Here is an 18112-nt window from a genome sequence, read left to right as displayed (position 1 = left end):
CGCTGCTGCGGGCAAGGTCGGACAGTGCCAGCTCGAATGAGAAAATGGTTGTACCGGTGAGGCCGGGATCAATTCAAGATCACCTTATCCACGACGCTGTTGCTCTCGGAGGCTGCGACCACCGATCAAGCCCGTGGATTCGAGTGAGCAGCGGATCAACAGGCCAATAATCACCATGCTCGAGAGCAATGAATTGCCTCCGTAGCTGACCAGTGGGAGGGGGAGGCCTGTTGTGGGCATGGCACCGGAGGCCACGGCAATGTTCATCAGTGATTGTCCAACCAGAAGGGTCGAACAGCCAATGGCTGTCAGCCTTGCCTGATTGCTTCGGCAACGCAAGGCAACACGAAGCCCCAAGAAACCCATCAGCATCAGAAACACCAGCAACATCACAGACCCCACGAAACCGAACTCTTCGGCGTAGACAGCGAAGATGAAATCTGTGCTTTGGATTGGCAGGTATTGCAGTTTCTGGGTTGAAAGGCCGAATCCCTGGCCAAAAATGCCTCCTGAACCAATCGCCAACAGGCTTTGAATGAGTTGATAACCATCGCCCTGGGGGTCGTTCCAAGGATTGAGAAACGAGATCACCCTGATCCGCTGGTATTCGTTAATCAGGATGCTGCTGATTCCGAGCATGCCTCCAGCTAGTGCGGTTCCAAACAGCTGAAGCAAGGGAAGCCCCGCTGAAAACGCCATCAACCAGATCAACAGACCGATCAGTGCTGCGGTACTCAGATTCGGCTGTTTAAGAATCAGCAGAACGAGGGTGGCGAAGCTTGCTAGCCAGAGCAGTTTTTGATCGAGTGCGCTTCGCTTCCAATGGGCGAAGAGATTGGCAGCTTGAAGAACGACGAATGGTTTCACCAACTCTGACGGCTGGACCTGGATGGGACCGATCACTAGCCAGCGACTGGCTCCATTCACCGTGGTGCCCATCACCAATGTGGCTGCCACCATCAGGCAGCCGATCCATAGGCCAGGACCGGCAATCTTGAGCCAACGTCTGAGCGTTGTGGAAGCAACGAAGGCCATCAGGCTCCAGCTAGCGACCATCCAGACCAGTTGGCGTTTGAGGTAGTAAGCCCCCTCTCCTTGCTCGCGAGCGGCTACCCACCAGCTGGCGGATGCCAGTACTAATAATCCAGCAATGCACCAGATGGCAGTCAGACTCAGGAGGAGCCTCGCCTCTGTTGGCCAAAGGGACCAATCGAGAGGCAACAACCGTTGCCAGAATCCACGCGGATTAGAAGTGGAGTCCTTAGGGCCTTTCAAAGCCCCAGTCCCCTTCCGCGTGGGTCGGCTCCTTCTGGAGGTCACGCTGGTATCGCTCAAGAGATGAAGAGATGAAGAGTCCAGCTCCTATTGAGCCGCCCTCTGAACGTTTTGCCAAGCCAAGACAACAAAAAACCCGGCCAAGGCCGGGTTGGAGTGATGCAATGAAACGCGTTGGTGGTTAGTTACCAACGTTGACCTGACGGCCACCGGTACAAAGTTCAACTTTGATGATGCGGCCACCTTGCTTCTGGATTCGCTGTTGTTCAGCGAACCAGCTCTCGTAGGGCACCCACTTGGTGAAGAAGGTGTTTTGCAGCTCACGCTGTGAACGAACCTTCTCAGGGGAGGGGATGCAGGCTGTGACCTTGAAGAGACGCATCAGTTGCCGAGACCAGAACAGATGTAGTCGAAGTAGACACCCATCTCCTTGCCGGCATCAGGGCCGACCAGGGAAGCCGTGACTTCCTTCATGGCTTGGATGGCTTGGACGGTTGCGCCGATCGGCACGCCCAAGGAGTTGTAGGTCTCCTTAAGACCGTTCAGGACACGCTCATCAAGGATGGAGGTGTCACCAGCGAGCATCGCGTAGGTGGAATAGCGCAAGTAGTAATCCAGGTCGCGAATGCAAGCTGCATAGCGACGGGTGGTGTACATGTTGCCGCCTGGACGTGTGATGTCCGAGTACAGCAAGGCCTTGGCAACCGCATCTTTGATGATCGAAGAGGCGTTAGCGCTAATGGTGGCGGCAGCCTTGACACGCAGTTCGCCGCTGGCGAAATACGACTCGAGGCTGGTCATGGACGTGGTGTCCAGATACAGGCCCTGAACGTCCGACTTGTTGATGACGTTGGTAATCGCGTCTTGCATGGATCAGAGGAATGACGTGGAGAGAGATGGTTTCGTTGATTTAGGCGAGGGAGCCAATCACGTAATCGAAGTAAAAACCAGCCTCTTCGGCGTCTGAGCCGGTGAGGATGCCCATGGCGACTGACTTCATTTCGCGCACGGACTCAGCCATGGCTTCGAGAGGAGTGCCAAGGGAGCGATACAGCTCGCGGGCACCAATGACGCCAATCTCTTCGATCGGAGTGACATCGCCTGCCACGACGCCGTAGGTGACAAGGCGAAGGTAGTAATCCATGTCCCGCAAACAGGTTGCGGTCATCTCTTCTCCGTAGGCGTTACCGCCTGGAGAGATGACATCAGGACGCTTTTGGAAAAGCTGGCCGCCTGCTGTTTTGACGATGCGCTCCCTGCTCTCGCTGAGAACCTGGGCAACACGCAGGCGACGCTGGCCACCGCTGACGAAGGACTTGATTTGGTCCAGTTCGCCAGGGCTTAGATAGCGGGCTTCGGCATCCGCGTTGATGATCGAGTTGGAGACGATGCTCATGCAGTTCTACCTCGAAACAAGCGGCCGCCCGTAGGAGACCGATATCCGGTGAGTGATGGGTGTGGGGGGAGATCTCCGAGGAGATCGTGGAGCAGCTTAAGGGCCGCAAGGGGGTTGGATCGGAAGATCCGAGTCGAAAGGCCCGCAGATGTTGTATCTGTTGACGTTTCGAGGCCAAGGCTGGGTCGACTTCGTGAAGCGGAACCGGTCTCTGCCAAGGATATTTTCGTGCAATCTGCCCGTCTGAATTGACATCGGTAACAGATCTTCATTGCTTGCTCAGAAAGCGAAAACCTGATGCGGCTAAAGGGCTTTTGTGTTGTTTTTATGATAACAAGGCAATAAAAAAGCCGGAGATTTAATTCCGGCTTTGTTTATTGTTTTCAGAGCTGTTTTAAGCAATAAATAACATTAAAGGGCTTTTCGTGGTGGCGGCGACATCCCCGCTGGGCCTCGGTAAAGAGATGCAGTGCGGGTGATTGTCTCCTGAGGAACACCCGGTTGGGTGTTCATTCCATCGAGACTCGGAACGCTTGATGGCTCCTTGGATTCACTCCTCTGGGCCAAGACTTCACTGACGGCTGCTGGCTGACCTGATTCAAATCTGATTCTCAGGAATCGACTCGTTTCAGATGGCGTTGAGGCTCGTCCGAGAAGGGCCAACGACGCAGCGGTGGCTGCTCGCAGGGGTGCCATGCAGTACAAACGCTCTTGGAAGTCCTCTCCGAGGGCAACGGCTTCAACGAATTCATCAAGGTCGATCTGACCATCGCGCAGTTTGGACTCGGCGACGAGCATCCGTTGATTTTCGAGTGGAACCCTATTGAGAAGTTGCTGGTAAGTGGCATCGATGACTTGGCGCAGCTCGCTTTCATCAGCGGGTCTTCGCAGCATGGCCGGTGCTGGCAATCCTCCACGGAAGCGATATCCGTCGGGCTCGCCAGTGGCTAAGGCTGCCCGCAGACGAGCTTCCGATGTATTGGGGGTAGAGCTGCCAATCGTTCGACTGATTGGTGATGCAAACGGGGATGTTCCTGAGGTGCTTTGTGCCCCACGGGAACGCATCAGGTTGGTCCACTGCGCTGAAGGCGTTGCGTTGCTGACGTTGGCACTCCAAAGGGAAGGGATCGATCCCACTGGCTTCAGGTTGCGTGTCGTGAGGTCTCCAGTCCCAAAGAACTTGTTGTTTCGAATGGGATCAGGCCGCTGGCGCAAGGTTGTATCAGTCAGTTTTTCAACCTTCACTTCTCGGCAAAGCCCAGGAGCGCGCCTCACAGTCAGGTCTTTCGGAGTAATGAACCGTTCATAGGGAACCGTGTCATCTCCGAAGCAGTCGGAAAACTCTTTGCTGCTAATCAGGGCATCAACAACGCCGTAGAAGCCTTTGCGAGCTGCGGTGTCAAACAGCGCATCAATTTCCCAGCGACCAAAGGTGGGACGACCAAGTAATCGGCGATGCATCACTTCGATGGCCTTCGTGATGTAGAGGCCGTCCCAATAGCGACGTCGGAAGGGGTTAGAGCAGGCAACTTGGCGAATGAACTCACGCAAGTTGATATCGCCATTTTCGAGTCTGTTTTCGGCGCTTTCAACCCTCTCTCCGGAATATCCGGTGTTTCCGAGAACCTGCACGTAGACGGCTTTAATGACAGCCTGGGTGCTGGATTCTGTTCCACGGATGCTTGGTTGTCCGCCTCGACGGGGCACGGAATTGCCCCCAGTGGCGATCTGTTGCAAGCGGACAACCGTGGGCCCAAGTCGGCGTGGTCGGCTGCCGCGGAACTGGGGACTATCCATCTGCCCAGGCTGGGCAAGCCCATTGCTCACAAGCAGACGACGGGTGTCGTATCCGAAAGGTGCTGGGCGTGTGGAAACAGATGCCGTGGCAGACGGAAAAATGGCTCCGTATTGATTGCCAATCGGATCATTGCCGCCGCCATAGACGTGCTGGTCTCCTAGGGGTTGGCGGTACGACGCATAGAGGGTGACGTATTGCGGCGCAGATTCGAAGGGAGCGCTGAATCGGAACAAGCGGCGATTGGAACCCCAGCCAGCACTTTCCTGGGCCTCTTCCCCGAGATCACGCAGGTAAGGAACTGTTTCCTCTCCGAAGGTTTGGGCATACTCGGCACCATTAATCAGCACGTCGACAAGACCGTTGAGGCCTTGATTGCTGACGATCGAGAAGGCCTTTCGGAACTCTTCGAGAGAACTGATCCCTCGTCCAAGGAAATGCCTGTAAGCCAGCTCGACGACCCTGCTGTTGACGAAGGGACCGTAAAACTGAGTTCTGTATTCCTTGCTCTTTCCGAGCGCACGAATGAATTCGCGCATGGAAAGTTTGCCTTGGACGAGCTGGCTGGCTTCCACTGCACAGGGTGTTTGTGAGTAGCCCTTGGCGATGTCACGTTCAAACACCTGCCGATAGGCGGCACGAACCACCTCTGCTTTTTCAGCTCCAGACAGTCCAGGCCGCATTTCAAAGCGCTGAGCCGTTTCAGCAGCTAGGGCATAGATGGCAGGGAGTTGAAGCCCTTGTCGAACAGCGCTTCCGAGCTTCTGGCGCGTTGAAGGCGTAGCGATAGCAAGCTCTTTGAGCAGAACGTCAAAGCATTCGATCGCGAGTCGGCGTGCTTCAGGGCGCTCTCTCAAAAGGGCCGCAGCAGCAGCACGCATTTCTTGCAGTGCCACGTTTGTTGCGACGAGAGAGCAGCCCTTTTCGAGCACGTCTCTCAACCCTCTTGTATTGACCGCGAGAATGCTCGGGTCTCCCGCTACTAAGGCGTAGCCGACGTAGCGAAGGAACCAACCCAGGTCGCGCACCGATTTGCGCATATTTCCTGGGCCATATTTCGCCACGCTGATGGCGGTAAAGCCCGTTGGTAAAACGACGCGTACATCGCCGTCGTCGCTGCCCTGAAGCAGTCTGCTGATGAAATTACCGCTGGTATTGCCGGATTCAGTGCCCGTAAAGGTGCGAACCGAGTCTTGGAATGCAACCTGATCAGCGGCCAAAGGAGTGGCGTCCGTGGCTGCCACCTCTCCAGTGCTTAGAGGTTCTTCCAGAAACGAGAGAGGGGTTCCGCCTACAAAAATTCGATTGGCGGCACGGGCCACGATGGACTCCGCGTTGCTCGCTAAGAGTCGGGCTGCGTCAAGCCGATCATTTCCACTTCGGAAAAAAGTGATCAGGGTGTCGAGCTCACCACCGTCTGGGAAGCGGTCTTGTTGCTCAGCCTGACGGACACTGGAGAGCGGCAGGGTGTCGTACAGCTGAGGGGAAACCCTTGGGCTGCCGCTACTAGCGGTCACTGTCATGAACGAGAGCAAGCCGGATTGCGTCAGGTTACGGCCCATCTCTCGAGCTTCTGGGCAGCCATGAACAAATGTTTGCAGCTCGGATGAGGTTTCGGCTGTAAGGGCAATGTCCCGTGAAATGCTCGCTTGAGCGTCTACTTCCAGAACTGGTGGCTTTATGAACACTCCTCCCTCGGATGTGGCGACCCCTGTGGTGAGCGACTTTTATGACCGCTTCCCCTATCCAGCAGACCCCCTTCAAGACGGCCCGCCTCCTGGATACAACTGGCGCTGGTGCCACGACAGCGTGCTCGCTGCGGTGAAGGGAGGGCTCAAAGCTCAGGATTCCAAAGAGGGTGTGATTCGCATCCTTGATGCGGGGTGTGGCACAGGAGTCAGTACGGACTACCTCTGTCACCTCAACCCGGGCGCAGAGATTTTGGCCGTGGATATCAGTGCGGGAGCACTCGATGTGGCGCGGGAGCGCTTGCGCCGTTCTGGAGGTGCTGAACAGGTCCGATCTCTACGACAAGAGCAGCGCAGCCTTTTGGATCTTCAAGATGAAGGTGTTTTTGATTACATCAATTCCGTAGGGGTTTTGCATCACCTGCGCGACCCGCTGGCTGGATTGAAAGCACTGGGACAGCGACTGGCTCCTCAGGGAATTTTGCATCTATTTCTCTATGCCGACGCTGGCCGTTGGGAGATTCACCGCACGCAGAAAGCTCTGGAGCTATTGGACGCTGGGACGGGTTCGGACGGATTGAGGTTGGGGCGTGAGTTGTTTTCAGACTTGCCTGAGACCAATCGCTTGCGCCGCACCCACGACCAACGTTGGGCGCTTGATACCCAAGCTGACGCCAACTTTGCCGATATGTATTTGCACCCTCAGGAAACCAGCTACGACCTCGGGAGGCTGATGGCCTTAATCAAGGCGTCGGGGCTTTATTTCGCTGGCTTCTCCAATCCTTCTGTCTGGGACCCCGCTCGATTGCTCAAGGGTGAATTGCTATCCCGTGCTCAAGCTCTATCGCCAGCGGATCAATGGGCACTGGTCGAGCAGCTCGACCCCGACATCAGCCACTTTGAGTTTTTTGTGAGCGCACAACCCATAGAGCCTTGGCGTTGGCCCAACGACAAAACGCTGCTCCAAGCGTCTGGTCGACGCCAGTCATGTCTGTGGGGGTGGCCTTCCAAAAGCATGTTGGGCCCAGATCTCGAACCCATCTCCATTTCAGATGAGGAATTGAGCCTGCTCCGTTTAGTGGATGAAAACCCTGACGTTCCCCTCGGAATCCTGAGTGGAGACCCAACAACTGCTTCTTTAGCCAGAGGCCTCATGAGCAAAAAATTGCTTTTGCTTGAGGCCAACGATGCGTTACTCAGCGGAATCACGTGATAGATTCCGCCCGCTTTCTCAGGCGCAATTTGCAAGCCTTGCCCTCCTCAGATTCAGCTGCGGTGAATACCTCAGCTGAAAATGGAATGGAGTCTTTCGCTCGGCTTCAAGTGCGTCTGATGCTGGCCACAGTGATCGTGTCTGTCGTTGCGATTTTGTTCGCAGCGTTTTACTTCGATCTTTTTGTAGCCAGAAGCCTGCTTGTTGGAGCTGTCGCTGGTCTTTTTTACTTGCGTCTACTCGCCCGCAGCGTGGCCCGGCTCGGTGGAGGTTCCCGTCAAGTTGGTCGTTTTCAGCTCGTTGTTCCGATTGTTCTCATCGTTTCAGCAGCTCGATTTCCCCAGCTAGACCTCTTACCTGCATTTGTAGGTTTTCTCCTTTACAAGCCCGCCTTGATTCTTCAGACCGTTTTCGACGGCTGATCTCGCGCTTCCCTCTTCTGCATTCATGGCTTTGCTGCCTTTCACACTGCCGTTCGCCGAACTGGAGGTTGGTCACCATCTGTATTGGCAGATCGGTAACCTCAATCTGCACGGCCAGATTTTCCTCAGCTCCTGGATTTTGATCGGTGCCCTGCTCGCCTTTGTGCTTGTAGGTACTAAAAATCTTAGTCGCGATCCAAAAGGTGCGCAGAACCTTCTTGAGTTCTTGTGGGATTACATTCGTGATCTCTCTCGTGATCAGATCGGAGAGAAGTATTACCGCGAATGGCTCCCCTTTATTGGCACCCTGTTTCTGTTCATTTTTGTCAGTAATTGGGGTGGTGCACTGATCCCTTGGAAGGTGATCGAACTCCCTGAAGGAGAACTTGGAGCTCCAACCGCAGACATCAACACCACGGTGGCGATGGCTCTGCTTGTGACACTGGCTTATTTCTACGCTGGTTTGAGCAAGAAGGGTTGGAGATTCTTCGAGCTTTACGTGGAGCCGACCCCCATCATGCTCCCGTTCAAAATCATCGAGGAATTTACCAAGCCTCTATCTCTTTCTTTCCGTCTTTTCGGAAACATCCTTGCTGATGAATTAGCGGTAGGTGTGCTTGTTTATCTAGTGCCCCTGATTGTTCCCCTTCCGGTGATGTTGCTTGGCCTCTTCACCAGTGCTATTCAGGCTCTTATTTTTGCGACTCTTGCGGCCTTCTACATCGGTGAAGGTCTTCACGAAGCGCACTAGTTGATTCACGGCCTTTTCGAAGGCTCGTCTGCTAGAAAATCTTGCGCGCAGGTCCGACCATCAACATTCGGGCCCACTTTCCTTAGTGACGGTGTCCCTGCGCAGGGTGATCTAACTCCCACTTCATAACTCTCAGCGCCTTCCGGCGCGCCCCCAAACGCACTCAACATGGATTCCATCACTTCTGCAGCCTCCGTCGTTGCTGCTGGTCTGGCCGTAGGTCTGGCTGCCATCGGCCCTGGTATCGGTCAGGGCAGCGCTTCCCAAGGTGCTGTTGAAGGCATTGCTCGTCAGCCTGAAGCTGAGGGCAAGATCCGCGGCACCCTGCTGCTTTCACTGGCATTCATGGAGTCTCTGACGATTTACGGCCTTGTGGTGGCCCTGGTTCTTCTGTTCGCCAACCCATTCGCTTGATGCAGAGTTGGGGAGCGTCTCACGTGATGTCGCTCCCCGCATAATTCTGTACGCAATTTCTCGCTCCTCTCCAGCTCACCTCTTCCATGACCTGGCTTCTGTTCGCTGAAGCGGCGGTTCCGGAGGGAGGTCTCTTTGACCTCGATGCCACCTTGCCTTTAATGGCTCTTCAGGTGGTTCTCCTAACCTTTCTGCTCAATTCTCTGTTCTTCCGGCCGGTTGGCAAGGTCGTGGAAGATCGTGAGGGATATATCAATACGAGTCGTGCTGACGCCAAGCAAAAGCTTGAGCAAGTTCGTCGTCTCGAGGCCGACCTTCAAGATCAACTTCGAGGCGCTAGACAGGCTGCGCAGTCAGCCATTGTTGAAGCAGAAACGGAAGTTGACGCTCTCTACCGCGAGGCACTAGCTACAGCGGAAACTGAAGCGAATCGCACCCGAGAACAAGCTCGTAAAGAAATTGAGTCTCAACGTGAATCTGCTCAGTCAAAGTTGATGGCACAGGTTGATCAACTCAGCTCCCAGATCATTGAACGACTGCTAGCTGCCTGATGACTGTCCTATTTCCTTTGATCGCTTCTGAGGGTGGATTCGGAATCAACCTCAATCTCTTTGAAACCAATCTGATCAACCTGGTCATTGTGATCGGTGTTTTGTATTGGTTCCTGAAGGGATTTCTGGGGGGGATGCTCGAGCGCAGACGCGAGGCCATTCTCAAAGATCTTCAAGATGCTGAGAAGCGTTTGAAGACGGCCACGGTTGAACTGTCGAAAGCTCAAGAAGAGCTATCGGCGGCCCAGCAAAAGGCTGAAAGAATCCGTCAAGACGGCAAGGCTCGTGCTGAAGCGATTCGTGCTGATGGTGAGAAGAAAACGATTCAGGCCATGGCTGCTCTCAAGCAAGATGCCTTAGCCGACCTCACTGCAGAGGGTGCTCGACTTACGGAACAACTCCGTAGAGAAGCGGCTCTTTCCGCCATTGATAAGGCCTTGACTGAACTGCCTAATCGCCTCGACAGCAAAGCTCAAGCCAAGCTGATCGACTCTTCAATTTCTAACTTGGAGGACGTCTGATGCCTCTTTTAAATTCTCTTGCAACCCCTTACGCAGATGCTCTGCTTCAGGTCACTGACGTTCGTCAGGAATCTGAAGAAGTTGCCTCTCAGTGCAAGGACCTTCTCGCTGCTTGGGAGTCTTCAGAGCCTCTTCGTGATGCGATGACATCTCCTGTTCTTGAGCCTGATGCCAAGAAGAAAGCTCTAACCAGCCTTCTTTCGGAACAAGTTGCACCTTCGCTGTTGAACTTGCTCAAGGTTTTGGCAGATCGCCAACGTCTTCCGGCTCTGGAGGCAGTGCTTCTTCGTTATCTCGAGCTCTATAGAGAGTCTCGGAATATCGCCCTAGCGCATGTTCGCGCTGCTCAGCCTCTTTCAGAAGAGCAGCAGGCCTCATTGACCGCCAAAGTCCAGTCAATGGCTGGAACCAATGCTGTTGAAATCGATCTCAAGGTCGATCCTTCATTGATTGGTGGCTTTGTCGTCAACCTCGGTTCTCAGGTGATCGATGCCAGCCTCTCCGGTCAGGTTCGTCGCCTTGGTCTTGCACTCGCTAAGGCGAGCTGAGCTAAGCCACACCTTCATCTCGCCCTTCCACTCACCACCCGCCCCTGGGTTTTCCCGCCATGGTTTCCATCAGACCCGACGAGATCAGCGCCATTCTCAAGCAGCAGATCGAGGACTATGACAAGTCCGTATCGGTCAGCAACGTCGGCTCAGTCCTGCAAGTAGGCGATGGAATCGCCCGCGTTTATGGCCTGCAGCAGGTGATGGCTGGAGAGCTGGTTGAGTTCGAAGACGGCACAGAAGGGATTGCCCTCAACCTCGAAGATGACAACGTCGGCGTTGTGCTGATGGCCGAGGGCCTTGGCATTCAGGAGGGAAGCACCGTCCGAGCAACCGGCAAGATTGCTTCTGTCCCTGTCGGTGACGCCATGCTTGGCCGCGTGGTGAATCCACTCGGCGTGGCGATTGACGGCAAGGGTGACCTCGCCACCACTGAATCCCGGCTGATTGAGTCTCCTGCTCCGGGAATTATTCAGCGTAAGTCTGTTCATGAGCCAATGCAGACGGGCATCACGGCCATTGACGCCATGATTCCCATTGGCCGTGGTCAGCGAGAGCTGATCATTGGTGACCGTCAGACCGGTAAGACAGCTATATGTATCGACACGATCCTGAACCAAGCGGATCAGGATGTGGTTTGCGTCTACGTGGCGATCGGACAGAAAGCCGCTTCTGTTGCACAGGTCACGGAGGTGCTGCGCGAGCGCGGCGCTCTTGATTACACCGTCGTGGTGGCAGCTAACGCATCCGAACCTGCCGCGCTTCAGTACTTGGCCCCCTACACCGGAGCCTCGATTGCTGAGTACTTCATGTACAAAGGCAAGGCCACTTTGGTGATCTATGACGATCTGACCAAGCAAGCCCAGGCTTATCGCCAGATGTCATTGCTATTGCGTCGTCCACCCGGTCGTGAGGCTTACCCCGGTGACGTCTTCTACTGCCACAGCCGTTTGCTTGAGCGCGCTGCCAAGCTTTCTGATGCCATGGGCAAAGGTTCCATGACCGCCCTGCCGATCATTGAGACCCAGGCTGGTGACGTTTCTGCTTACATCCCTACAAACGTGATTTCGATCACGGACGGTCAGGTCTTCCTCAGTTCTGACTTGTTTAACTCCGGGCTTCGTCCAGCGATCAACGTTGGTATCTCGGTGAGTCGTGTTGGCGGTGCAGCTCAGACCAAGGCGATCAAAAAGATTGCCGGCACACTGAAGCTTGAATTGGCTCAGTTTGATGAACTGGCGGCGTTCTCTCAGTTTGCTTCCGATCTGGATGCCGCTACACAGCAGCAGCTCAGCCGAGGCAAGCGTCTTCGTGAGCTTCTCAAGCAGTCGCAGTTCAGCCCACTGATCTTGGCTGAGCAGGTGGCGATTGTTTATGCAGGTGTTAAGGGCCTGATTGATGATGTGCCCGTTGAAGAGGTTGTTCAGTTCTCCCGTGAACTGCGTGAGTACCTCAAGAGCAATAAGCCAGAGTTCATCAGCAAAATCCAAACGGAGAAGGTCTTGAGCCCTGAAGCTGAAACCACTCTCAAAGAGGCGATTGCTGAAGTTGTGTCCACCATGCTGGCCTCCGCCAACTGAGGGCTAAGCCATGGCAAATCTCAAAGAGATCCGGGACCGGATTAAATCGGTCAAGAACACCCGCAAGATCACCGAGGCCATGCGCCTCGTGGCTGCGGCCAAAGTTCGTCGAGCCCAAGAGCAAGTCCTGCGCAGCCGTCCGTTTGCTGATCGGCTCGCACGTTTGCTTGAAAACCTCCAAGCGCGGATGCGCTTTGAAGATGCTGATGCTCCCTTGCTGGAACAGCGTCCTGTTGAAACCATCACCTTGATGGCCGTTACTGGCGACCGTGGTCTTTGCGGTGGTTACAACTCCAATATCATCAAGCGCACTGAAAAGCGTTTCGCTGAGCTTCAGAGCCAGGGTTACAAGGTGACTCTTGTGTTGATTGGACGCAAAGCAATCAGCTATTTCACCAACCGTAGTTATCCCATTCAAGCTACGTTTACGGGCTTGGAGCAAGTACCTACTGCTGATGAAGCTGGGTCTATTGCTAGCGAAATCTTTGCTGAGTTTCTTTCTCAGGCATCAGATCGAGTTGAGATTATTTTCACCAAGTTCATCAACTTGGTGAGCTGTAAGCCAGTAGTGCAAACGCTTCTGCCTCTTGATCCCCAAGGGATTGCTGAGGCCGAAGATGAAATCTTCAGGCTTACAACAAAAGAAGGTCGCTTGTCTGTTGAAACAGGAAGTGCACCTGATAATTCACAGCCTCCTTTGCCTTCCGACATCGTCTTCGAGCAAAGTCCTGATCAACTGTTGAATGCGTTGTTGCCTTTGTATCTGCAAAATCAACTCTTGCGTTCCCTGCAGGAATCAGCAGCATCCGAGCTGGCAAGCCGAATGACGGCAATGAATAATGCCAGTGACAATGCCAAGGAGTTGGCTAAGACCCTGACTCTTGACTACAACAAGGCACGTCAGGCAGCCATTACCCAGGAAATTCTGGAAGTGGTGGGTGGCTCTGCAGCAGCAGGCGCCTAAATTTCTGTTCACCATGATTGAGCCGGCCTTTGGGTCGGCTTTTTTAATGGGGTGATGACTTTGACCCTTCACCAGCTTTTCCCAACGGTTGTCGCCACAACAAAGTTGGCGATCGATCCACTCGACCTTGCTGGGCATTTGCAGACGCTGATAGCGCTTAGGGGTGAGGCCGTTGGCAACCCGAGTGAGGGGTGCGCTTGGACAGGTGATATCAACGGTGTTTGGCAATTGCATCGTCAAGTTGAATTTGCTCCGTTGGTTCAACAGGTGTCAGCCCAGGCCGAGCGTTATCTGGCGGCGGTTGGGTTTGATTGCAGCCAGGTGGCTTTGCATCTTCAGCGCTGCTGGCCTGTGCTGAGCGATTGGGATCAGCTGGTTGGCCGCCATCACCATCCGAATGCCCACCTCAGCGCCGTGTTGTATCTCACGGGGGCTGGCTCAGGTGAGGAGGGGGTACTACGTGTTCATTCGCCATTGCAAAGCAATGAACTCGTGCCAGGACTGTCCGCTGGCCATGCCGGGCCCATTGCGATTGATCATCCTTTCAATGCAGACAGCTGGGACTTGGCTCCGGAGGTTGGCCTGCTGGTGCTGTTCCCTTCCAGGCTTGATCACAGCGTGTTGACCAATGGCGATCCTGAGTCGCTGCGCTGCTCGATCAGTTTCGACTTTGTGATCACGGCTCCTGAGCAGGGCAACCCACCGGAATACCTTGCCCCCCATCCTTCTCATTGGAGTGCCTGCTCGGATTTGTCGTCATGACGTCTGGTGCCCTGAGAAGATGAATGACCAAGGCTTTTCTTTCAGGATGAGCGATCAAGCCAGTGCTGTTGCCACTTACAACGTCAGCATCGAAGTGGATGCTGTTGAACACAGCTTTTCCTGTCGATCTGATCAAACGGTGTTGGCGGCGGCGGAAGAAGCAGGGGTCATGCTTCCGAGTTCGTGCTGCTCAGGCGTTTGCACCACGTGTGCCGCCCGTTTAAAAAGCGGTTCGGTGGAACAATCTGATGCGATGGGTGTCAAGGAGGACCTACGCGCCGAAGGATTTACCTTGCTTTGTGTTGCCTTCCCTTGTTCTGATCTTCAGCTGTTGGCGGGTCAGGAAGATGCGCTCTATGAGGCTCAGTTTGGTCAGTACCAAAAATGAGGTTGACGTCGAAAACGTTGACGTTGCCTTGGCCCAAAGATCGAAAGGCAGCGGATTTGAGCGCTTGGGTGAAAGATCAATTACGCGCTCATGGTGATCCCTTGCGTTGGGCGATTACCGCTGTCGATCATTCATCGCAGGAAGACAGTGCTGTCTTGCAGATTGAAGCGGTGTTGATCGAGTGAGGGAGGGGCTGTCTTTGGGATCTCCCCTGCCCACATTGATGGTGGTGCCAACGGGGATTGGATGTGCGATCGGCGGGTATGCGGGTGATGCGCTTCCCAGTGCAAGGCTTCTCGCTTCGGCCTCCGGCTGTTTGATCACCCACCCCAACGTGATGAATGGGGCATCCTTGTACTGGAAAGACCCCCGCATTAGCTATGTGGAGGGGTATGGCCTCGATCGCTTTGCCGTGGGCGATTGGGCTCTACGGCCTGTTCGTCAGCAGCGGATTGGTTTGCTTTTGGATGCTGGTATCGAACCGGAGCTGCGTCAACGTCACCTTCAAGTGGCCGATGGTTGCAGGGCAACCCTGGGCATCGAGATCGGCCCTGTGGTGTCGAGTGATGTGCCGTTAGGAGTGCATATGGGATTGGGCCAGAGCGGTGCGAGTTGGGGCACCCTTGAGCGCCCGGATTCCTTATTGCGCGCGGGGGAACGCTTAAGAGCCCATGGAGCAACGGCGATTGCGGTGGTTGCCCGCTTCCCCGACGACCAGGGAAGTGAGGCATTGCAGGCCTACCGCCATGGCAGCGGCGTGGATGCCCTTGCAGGTGCCGAAGCCGTGATCAGTCATCTACTGGTGCGGCACCTGCAGATTCCTTGTGCTCATGCACCGGCTTTATCGGCGTTGCCGCTGGATGAGCAGCTGGATCCTCGTGCTGCAGGCGAAGAGTTGGGTTACACCTTTTTGGCATGCGTGTTGGTGGGTTTAAGTCAGGCACCGGATTTGCTCCAGCGTGCTGCTGCTCATTCACAGGATCTGGTGGCTGATGATTTGGGAGTGTTGGTTGCTCCAGAGGGGGCTCTGGGTGGAGAAGCCGTGTTGGCTTGTCTTGAGCGCAGGGTTCCTGTGATCAGTGTGGCCAATCCGTCCGTGTTGCAAGTCACGTCAACGGCGCTTGGCCTGGGACATGAGGTGTTGCAAGCGCGCTCCTATGCAGAAGCGGCTGGCATGGTGCTGGCCTTACGCGAAGGTGTGGCCCTATCCGCCTTGATGCGACCCTTACCTGCTTTGAAGGAGTTGGCGTAATGGCAAGAGCTGCTGGCTTTGGATCATCAAAAAGTAGAGAGCCATGCCCTTGTTTGAGCGGAATGAGCTACGAACGATGTTGCCAACCTCTGCATCTCGGGGAGCAATGGGCTGCGACTGCTGAACAGTTGATGCGTTCGCGTTATTCGGCTTTCGCGTTTGCAGACGTGGATTATTTGATCGCAACGCATCCCGATGCTGCGACGCCTTTGCTTCAACGCCGAAAAGAGTTGCGGAAGAATTGTCGCGAAGCGCGTTGGTTAGGACTGCAGATCAAGGCCGTGGAGGCTGGCGGTGTGGATGATCTTGAGGGCACAGTGACATTTGAGGCAACATTTGGAGCCAGGGGGCAACGCAATGTGATGACTGAAACGTCGCTCTTTCAGCGCAAGGATGGGGATCCAAAAGGCCATTGGCTCTATATCAAGCCTCTGTAGTGGGTTGAATCGGTTTGATTTAAATCAGCTGCTAGAGCCCAGATGGAGAGAGAAGGCGCGGCTAACGATGATCGCCAGCAGGCATTCCGTGAACGCAAGCTGCGGGAAGAGAGGGAACACCAATACCGCATGGCGGTGGAGGCTCGGCGAGCTGCGGAAGCTCATGCCACGCGCTGGTGGTCCATTTGGTACGGAAGACCTTATGCACCGATCTTGATCTATCAATGATCGCAAAGGCCCCTTGGTTGACTGCAAGGAATGCCGACAGCTCTTGCCTGTCCATAAAAAAAAGAGCTGGAATTTTCCAGCTCTTGTCGTCAGTGTTCGATTTTCCAGTCGATCTAGCTGTTTCAGCCCAGACCAATTTGGGAAAGGATGCCTTGTCCAGTGAGCAGCTCTGTACCTAAGCCAATCACGAAGCCCATCATCGCCAGTCTTCCGTTCCACTGCTCTGCAAAGGATGAGAAACCGAATTTGGAGTCATTCATCTGGATTAACGCAATTTCACTAATCGTAACAGGTTGTTACGTGCTCTGCTGAGATTGGATCCCCAGGCTCCTGTTTCCCCTTCCTGGTTTTCTTCCGTCTTGCTCTTTGGCCATTCTTGAGCCAGGGGGAGATGGGGGCCTTGTTTTGATGGCTTACCTGGGATTGCCAATCATGAATTCACCTACGGAACATTCGGCCTTGCTGGAGATGCCGGAAGCTTGTTCGAACAATTCACTGCTTCCAAAGCTCAATCCGCAGGGGGCGAGCTGAAGGGCTGTGGCAACAAGATAAAGCTGCTGGTAGAGCGACCCTGCATCTTTAAGAATGAGGGCATAGGCCAGCCCGGTTTCAGAATGAAGGCTTGCATTTCTTTCATAGCGCGCGGCCATCACGATGAGGACGTCGGGCCTTTGTCCATAGCCAGGTGATACAGAGGAAGCCTGAGGTGCTCGGCATGTTGTATTGACTGCCATTTCAAGCATGCTTTCGCATGGTCCGTTGAGGTCGCTGATCTTTCCGAGTGAGTGCTCAAAAGAGTCGTAATGATAAAAGCCTGGGCTGATGCCGATGCATTGATGAATGCATAGATAGAGCTCAATGGAATGAAGGCCTCCAGCGCTGGCGACAGGTCTTAGTAAGCCTTCATAGGATCGAGGTAGGGCTGGGTCGCAGAGAATCTCTTCTCGGGTATGCATCGAATACCAGAGCAGATTGCCTAAAGCTTCAGCGCTAACAGGATTGGAGTCGTAGGCACGAATCGATTGTCTTTTTTGAATGACCTGGTAGAAATTGGTTTTTTGATTGTCGATCGATGGTGTTGGTAGGGAGACTGTGCTGAGGATGATCCTTTGGTGCTTCGCTGGTGGGGCCTTCCTGTCGATTGGCTTTGGCAGAGACTCTTCTGCCTTGAAGTCAACAATATGGCGCCGCGTCTGTTGATGGAAGCTCAGGTCTTGCCTGTTCCAGCCAGCTTCGATGGCCTCTTGGTCGATGTCTGCATTGTGATTTGCATTGCAGATTCCGGCCACGCCAGATGACAGTAAGAGGGAAATAAGCTCTCGATGGTGAATGTGTAGATCTTCAGGGAGGACGTTCCTGATGATGTCTGTTGTGCAGGGTGATAGGAGCTTCTGGATGAGTGGATAGAGCCGATGGTCTTGTAGTCGCAACGTTGCGGGTGATAAGGGGGTTGTGACATCGAGGCCTTCAAGGCAGGGGTGAATGCTGGCAAATTTCGAAAGTTTGAATGCCTTTCCGTCGTCTGGGTAGGGTTGTTGTTTGATTCCTGGTTTCATCGGTAGCAGGCACATTGCCCTGCCGTTGCATCCATCGATTGCGTGAATCAGTAAGCCCTTCTCGTAAAGGTTTTTGAGTTGCAGTCCAAGCTCTAAATGCGTGGCGGCAGTTTCTGCTGTTTCGGGTAATGCTAAATATTGATTGCTTTCGACTCCTTCTTGAGAAAGTGCTGCGAGCAGTTTTTTTATGGGCTCTATTGCATTTTTGAGGCGAAATATTTGGCGATGGGGGTTTGATCGCGTGGCATAGGGGGTTGTGATAACAATGTCGTTAATATCTGTGCTGACGTCTACCCCTTCTCGAAATAAGTATTTGGGCATGTCTGTGTCCTTTGTCTCTTGATTTGAGGCGAACTGCTGGAAGATATGCG

General features: G+C 54.3%; 22 protein-coding genes. 15 read left to right on the top strand and 7 right to left on the bottom strand.

The window, feature by feature from the left end:
- Nucleotides 1-84 precede the first annotated feature (84 nt).
- The 5 genes from SYN8016DRAFT_RS10295 to SYN8016DRAFT_RS10275 all read right to left on the bottom strand — a co-directional run bounded on the left by SYN8016DRAFT_RS10295 (nucleotide 85) and on the right by SYN8016DRAFT_RS10275 (nucleotide 5989).
- Nucleotides 85-1335 (bottom strand): FtsW/RodA/SpoVE family cell cycle protein, encoded by a 1251-nt coding sequence (locus tag SYN8016DRAFT_RS10295; protein ID WP_038014451.1) that lies wholly within the window; start codon nucleotides 1333-1335, stop codon nucleotides 85-87.
- Between the two features lie 121 nt (nucleotides 1336-1456).
- Nucleotides 1457-1657: a phycobilisome linker polypeptide gene (locus SYN8016DRAFT_RS10290; protein ID WP_006854332.1), complete on the bottom strand. Its 201-nt coding sequence runs from the start codon at nucleotides 1655-1657 to the stop codon at nucleotides 1457-1459.
- A complete protein-coding gene (gene apcB, locus SYN8016DRAFT_RS10285; protein WP_006854331.1) occupies nucleotides 1657-2145 on the bottom strand; it encodes an allophycocyanin subunit beta in 489 nt (162 codons plus the stop codon). Before apcB ends, SYN8016DRAFT_RS10290 begins: the two co-directional genes overlap by 1 nt.
- Nucleotides 2146-2185: 40 nt before the next feature.
- The gene (locus tag SYN8016DRAFT_RS10280) at nucleotides 2186-2671 is read right to left on the bottom strand and encodes an allophycocyanin subunit alpha (RefSeq protein WP_006854330.1); all 486 of its coding nucleotides are present in this window, start codon (nucleotides 2669-2671) and stop codon (nucleotides 2186-2188) included.
- Between the two features lie 411 nt (nucleotides 2672-3082).
- The gene (locus SYN8016DRAFT_RS10275) at nucleotides 3083-5989 is read right to left on the bottom strand and encodes a phycobilisome rod-core linker polypeptide (protein WP_038014585.1); all 2907 of its coding nucleotides are present in this window, start codon (nucleotides 5987-5989) and stop codon (nucleotides 3083-3085) included.
- 157 nt (nucleotides 5990-6146) lie between these two features.
- Here SYN8016DRAFT_RS10275 and SYN8016DRAFT_RS10270 point away from each other — a divergent pair, with 157 nt between their 5' ends.
- The 15 genes from SYN8016DRAFT_RS10270 to SYN8016DRAFT_RS10200 all read left to right on the top strand — a co-directional run bounded on the left by SYN8016DRAFT_RS10270 (nucleotide 6147) and on the right by SYN8016DRAFT_RS10200 (nucleotide 16185).
- Entirely contained in the window at nucleotides 6147-7367 is a 1221-nt protein-coding gene (locus tag SYN8016DRAFT_RS10270) for a trans-aconitate 2-methyltransferase (RefSeq protein WP_006854328.1), read from the top strand.
- A gap of 86 nt (nucleotides 7368-7453) precedes the next feature.
- The gene (locus SYN8016DRAFT_RS10265; protein WP_038014583.1) at nucleotides 7454-7789 is read left to right on the top strand and encodes an ATP synthase; all 336 of its coding nucleotides are present in this window, start codon (nucleotides 7454-7456) and stop codon (nucleotides 7787-7789) included.
- A gap of 25 nt (nucleotides 7790-7814) precedes the next feature.
- Nucleotides 7815-8540 carry a F0F1 ATP synthase subunit A gene (gene atpB / locus SYN8016DRAFT_RS10260; RefSeq protein ID WP_006854326.1) on the top strand — a complete coding sequence of 242 codons (726 nt, stop codon included), beginning with the start codon at nucleotides 7815-7817 and terminating at the stop codon, nucleotides 8538-8540.
- A gap of 168 nt (nucleotides 8541-8708) precedes the next feature.
- Nucleotides 8709-8954, top strand: a complete 246-nt coding sequence (gene atpE / locus SYN8016DRAFT_RS10255) for an ATP synthase F0 subunit C (protein ID WP_006854325.1) — start codon at nucleotides 8709-8711, stop codon at nucleotides 8952-8954.
- An 86-nt stretch (nucleotides 8955-9040) separates the two neighbouring features.
- Nucleotides 9041-9505, top strand: coding sequence for a F0F1 ATP synthase subunit B' (locus SYN8016DRAFT_RS10250; RefSeq protein WP_006854324.1), 465 nt, complete (start codon nucleotides 9041-9043; stop codon nucleotides 9503-9505).
- A complete protein-coding gene (locus SYN8016DRAFT_RS10245; RefSeq protein ID WP_006854323.1) occupies nucleotides 9505-10026 on the top strand; it encodes a F0F1 ATP synthase subunit B in 522 nt (173 codons plus the stop codon). Before SYN8016DRAFT_RS10250 ends, SYN8016DRAFT_RS10245 begins: the two co-directional genes overlap by 1 nt.
- The gene (gene atpH, locus SYN8016DRAFT_RS10240; RefSeq protein WP_006854322.1) at nucleotides 10026-10574 is read left to right on the top strand and encodes an ATP synthase F1 subunit delta; all 549 of its coding nucleotides are present in this window, start codon (nucleotides 10026-10028) and stop codon (nucleotides 10572-10574) included. The genes SYN8016DRAFT_RS10245 and atpH overlap by 1 nt, the downstream gene beginning before the upstream one ends.
- 59 nt (nucleotides 10575-10633) lie before the next feature.
- Nucleotides 10634-12154: a F0F1 ATP synthase subunit alpha gene (gene atpA, locus SYN8016DRAFT_RS10235; RefSeq protein WP_006854321.1), complete on the top strand. Its 1521-nt coding sequence runs from the start codon at nucleotides 10634-10636 to the stop codon at nucleotides 12152-12154.
- 10 nt (nucleotides 12155-12164) lie between these two features.
- The gene (locus SYN8016DRAFT_RS10230; RefSeq protein ID WP_006854320.1) at nucleotides 12165-13118 is read left to right on the top strand and encodes a F0F1 ATP synthase subunit gamma; all 954 of its coding nucleotides are present in this window, start codon (nucleotides 12165-12167) and stop codon (nucleotides 13116-13118) included.
- Between the two features lie 54 nt (nucleotides 13119-13172).
- Nucleotides 13173-13880: a TIGR02466 family protein gene (locus SYN8016DRAFT_RS10225; protein ID WP_006854319.1), complete on the top strand. Its 708-nt coding sequence runs from the start codon at nucleotides 13173-13175 to the stop codon at nucleotides 13878-13880.
- Between the two features lie 46 nt (nucleotides 13881-13926).
- Complete coding sequence (locus tag SYN8016DRAFT_RS10220) at nucleotides 13927-14268, top strand: 2Fe-2S iron-sulfur cluster-binding protein (protein WP_038014577.1); 342 nt, start codon at nucleotides 13927-13929, stop codon at nucleotides 14266-14268.
- Between the two features lie 17 nt (nucleotides 14269-14285).
- Nucleotides 14286-14453, top strand: a complete 168-nt coding sequence (locus SYN8016DRAFT_RS10215) for a hypothetical protein (protein ID WP_253909857.1) — start codon at nucleotides 14286-14288, stop codon at nucleotides 14451-14453.
- Nucleotides 14454-14491: 38 nt separating this feature from the next.
- Nucleotides 14492-15520: a DUF3326 domain-containing protein gene (locus tag SYN8016DRAFT_RS10210; RefSeq protein ID WP_006854316.1), complete on the top strand. Its 1029-nt coding sequence runs from the start codon at nucleotides 14492-14494 to the stop codon at nucleotides 15518-15520.
- Nucleotides 15520-15957, top strand: coding sequence for a YchJ family protein (locus SYN8016DRAFT_RS10205; RefSeq protein WP_038014448.1), 438 nt, complete (start codon nucleotides 15520-15522; stop codon nucleotides 15955-15957). Before SYN8016DRAFT_RS10210 ends, SYN8016DRAFT_RS10205 begins: the two co-directional genes overlap by 1 nt.
- A gap of 42 nt (nucleotides 15958-15999) precedes the next feature.
- On the top strand, nucleotides 16000-16185 hold the full coding sequence (locus SYN8016DRAFT_RS10200) for a hypothetical protein (protein ID WP_006854314.1): 186 nt from the start codon (nucleotides 16000-16002) through the stop codon (nucleotides 16183-16185).
- A 122-nt stretch (nucleotides 16186-16307) separates the two neighbouring features.
- Here the strand turns inward: SYN8016DRAFT_RS10200 and SYN8016DRAFT_RS14580 are convergent, their stop codons facing one another.
- Nucleotides 16308-16445: a hypothetical protein gene (locus SYN8016DRAFT_RS14580; protein ID WP_006854313.1), complete on the bottom strand. Its 138-nt coding sequence runs from the start codon at nucleotides 16443-16445 to the stop codon at nucleotides 16308-16310.
- Between the two features lie 153 nt (nucleotides 16446-16598).
- The gene (locus tag SYN8016DRAFT_RS15845; protein ID WP_371212447.1) at nucleotides 16599-17741 is read right to left on the bottom strand and encodes a SagB family peptide dehydrogenase; all 1143 of its coding nucleotides are present in this window, start codon (nucleotides 17739-17741) and stop codon (nucleotides 16599-16601) included.
- Nucleotides 17742-18112: the final 371 nt, after the last annotated feature.

It is taken from the genome of Synechococcus sp. WH 8016 (genome assembly GCF_000230675.1).
Lineage (GTDB): Bacteria > Cyanobacteriota > Cyanobacteriia > PCC-6307 > Cyanobiaceae > Synechococcus_C.
Note: the sequence above shows the minus strand (reverse complement) of the source record. Positions and strands in the feature narration are given on the sequence as shown.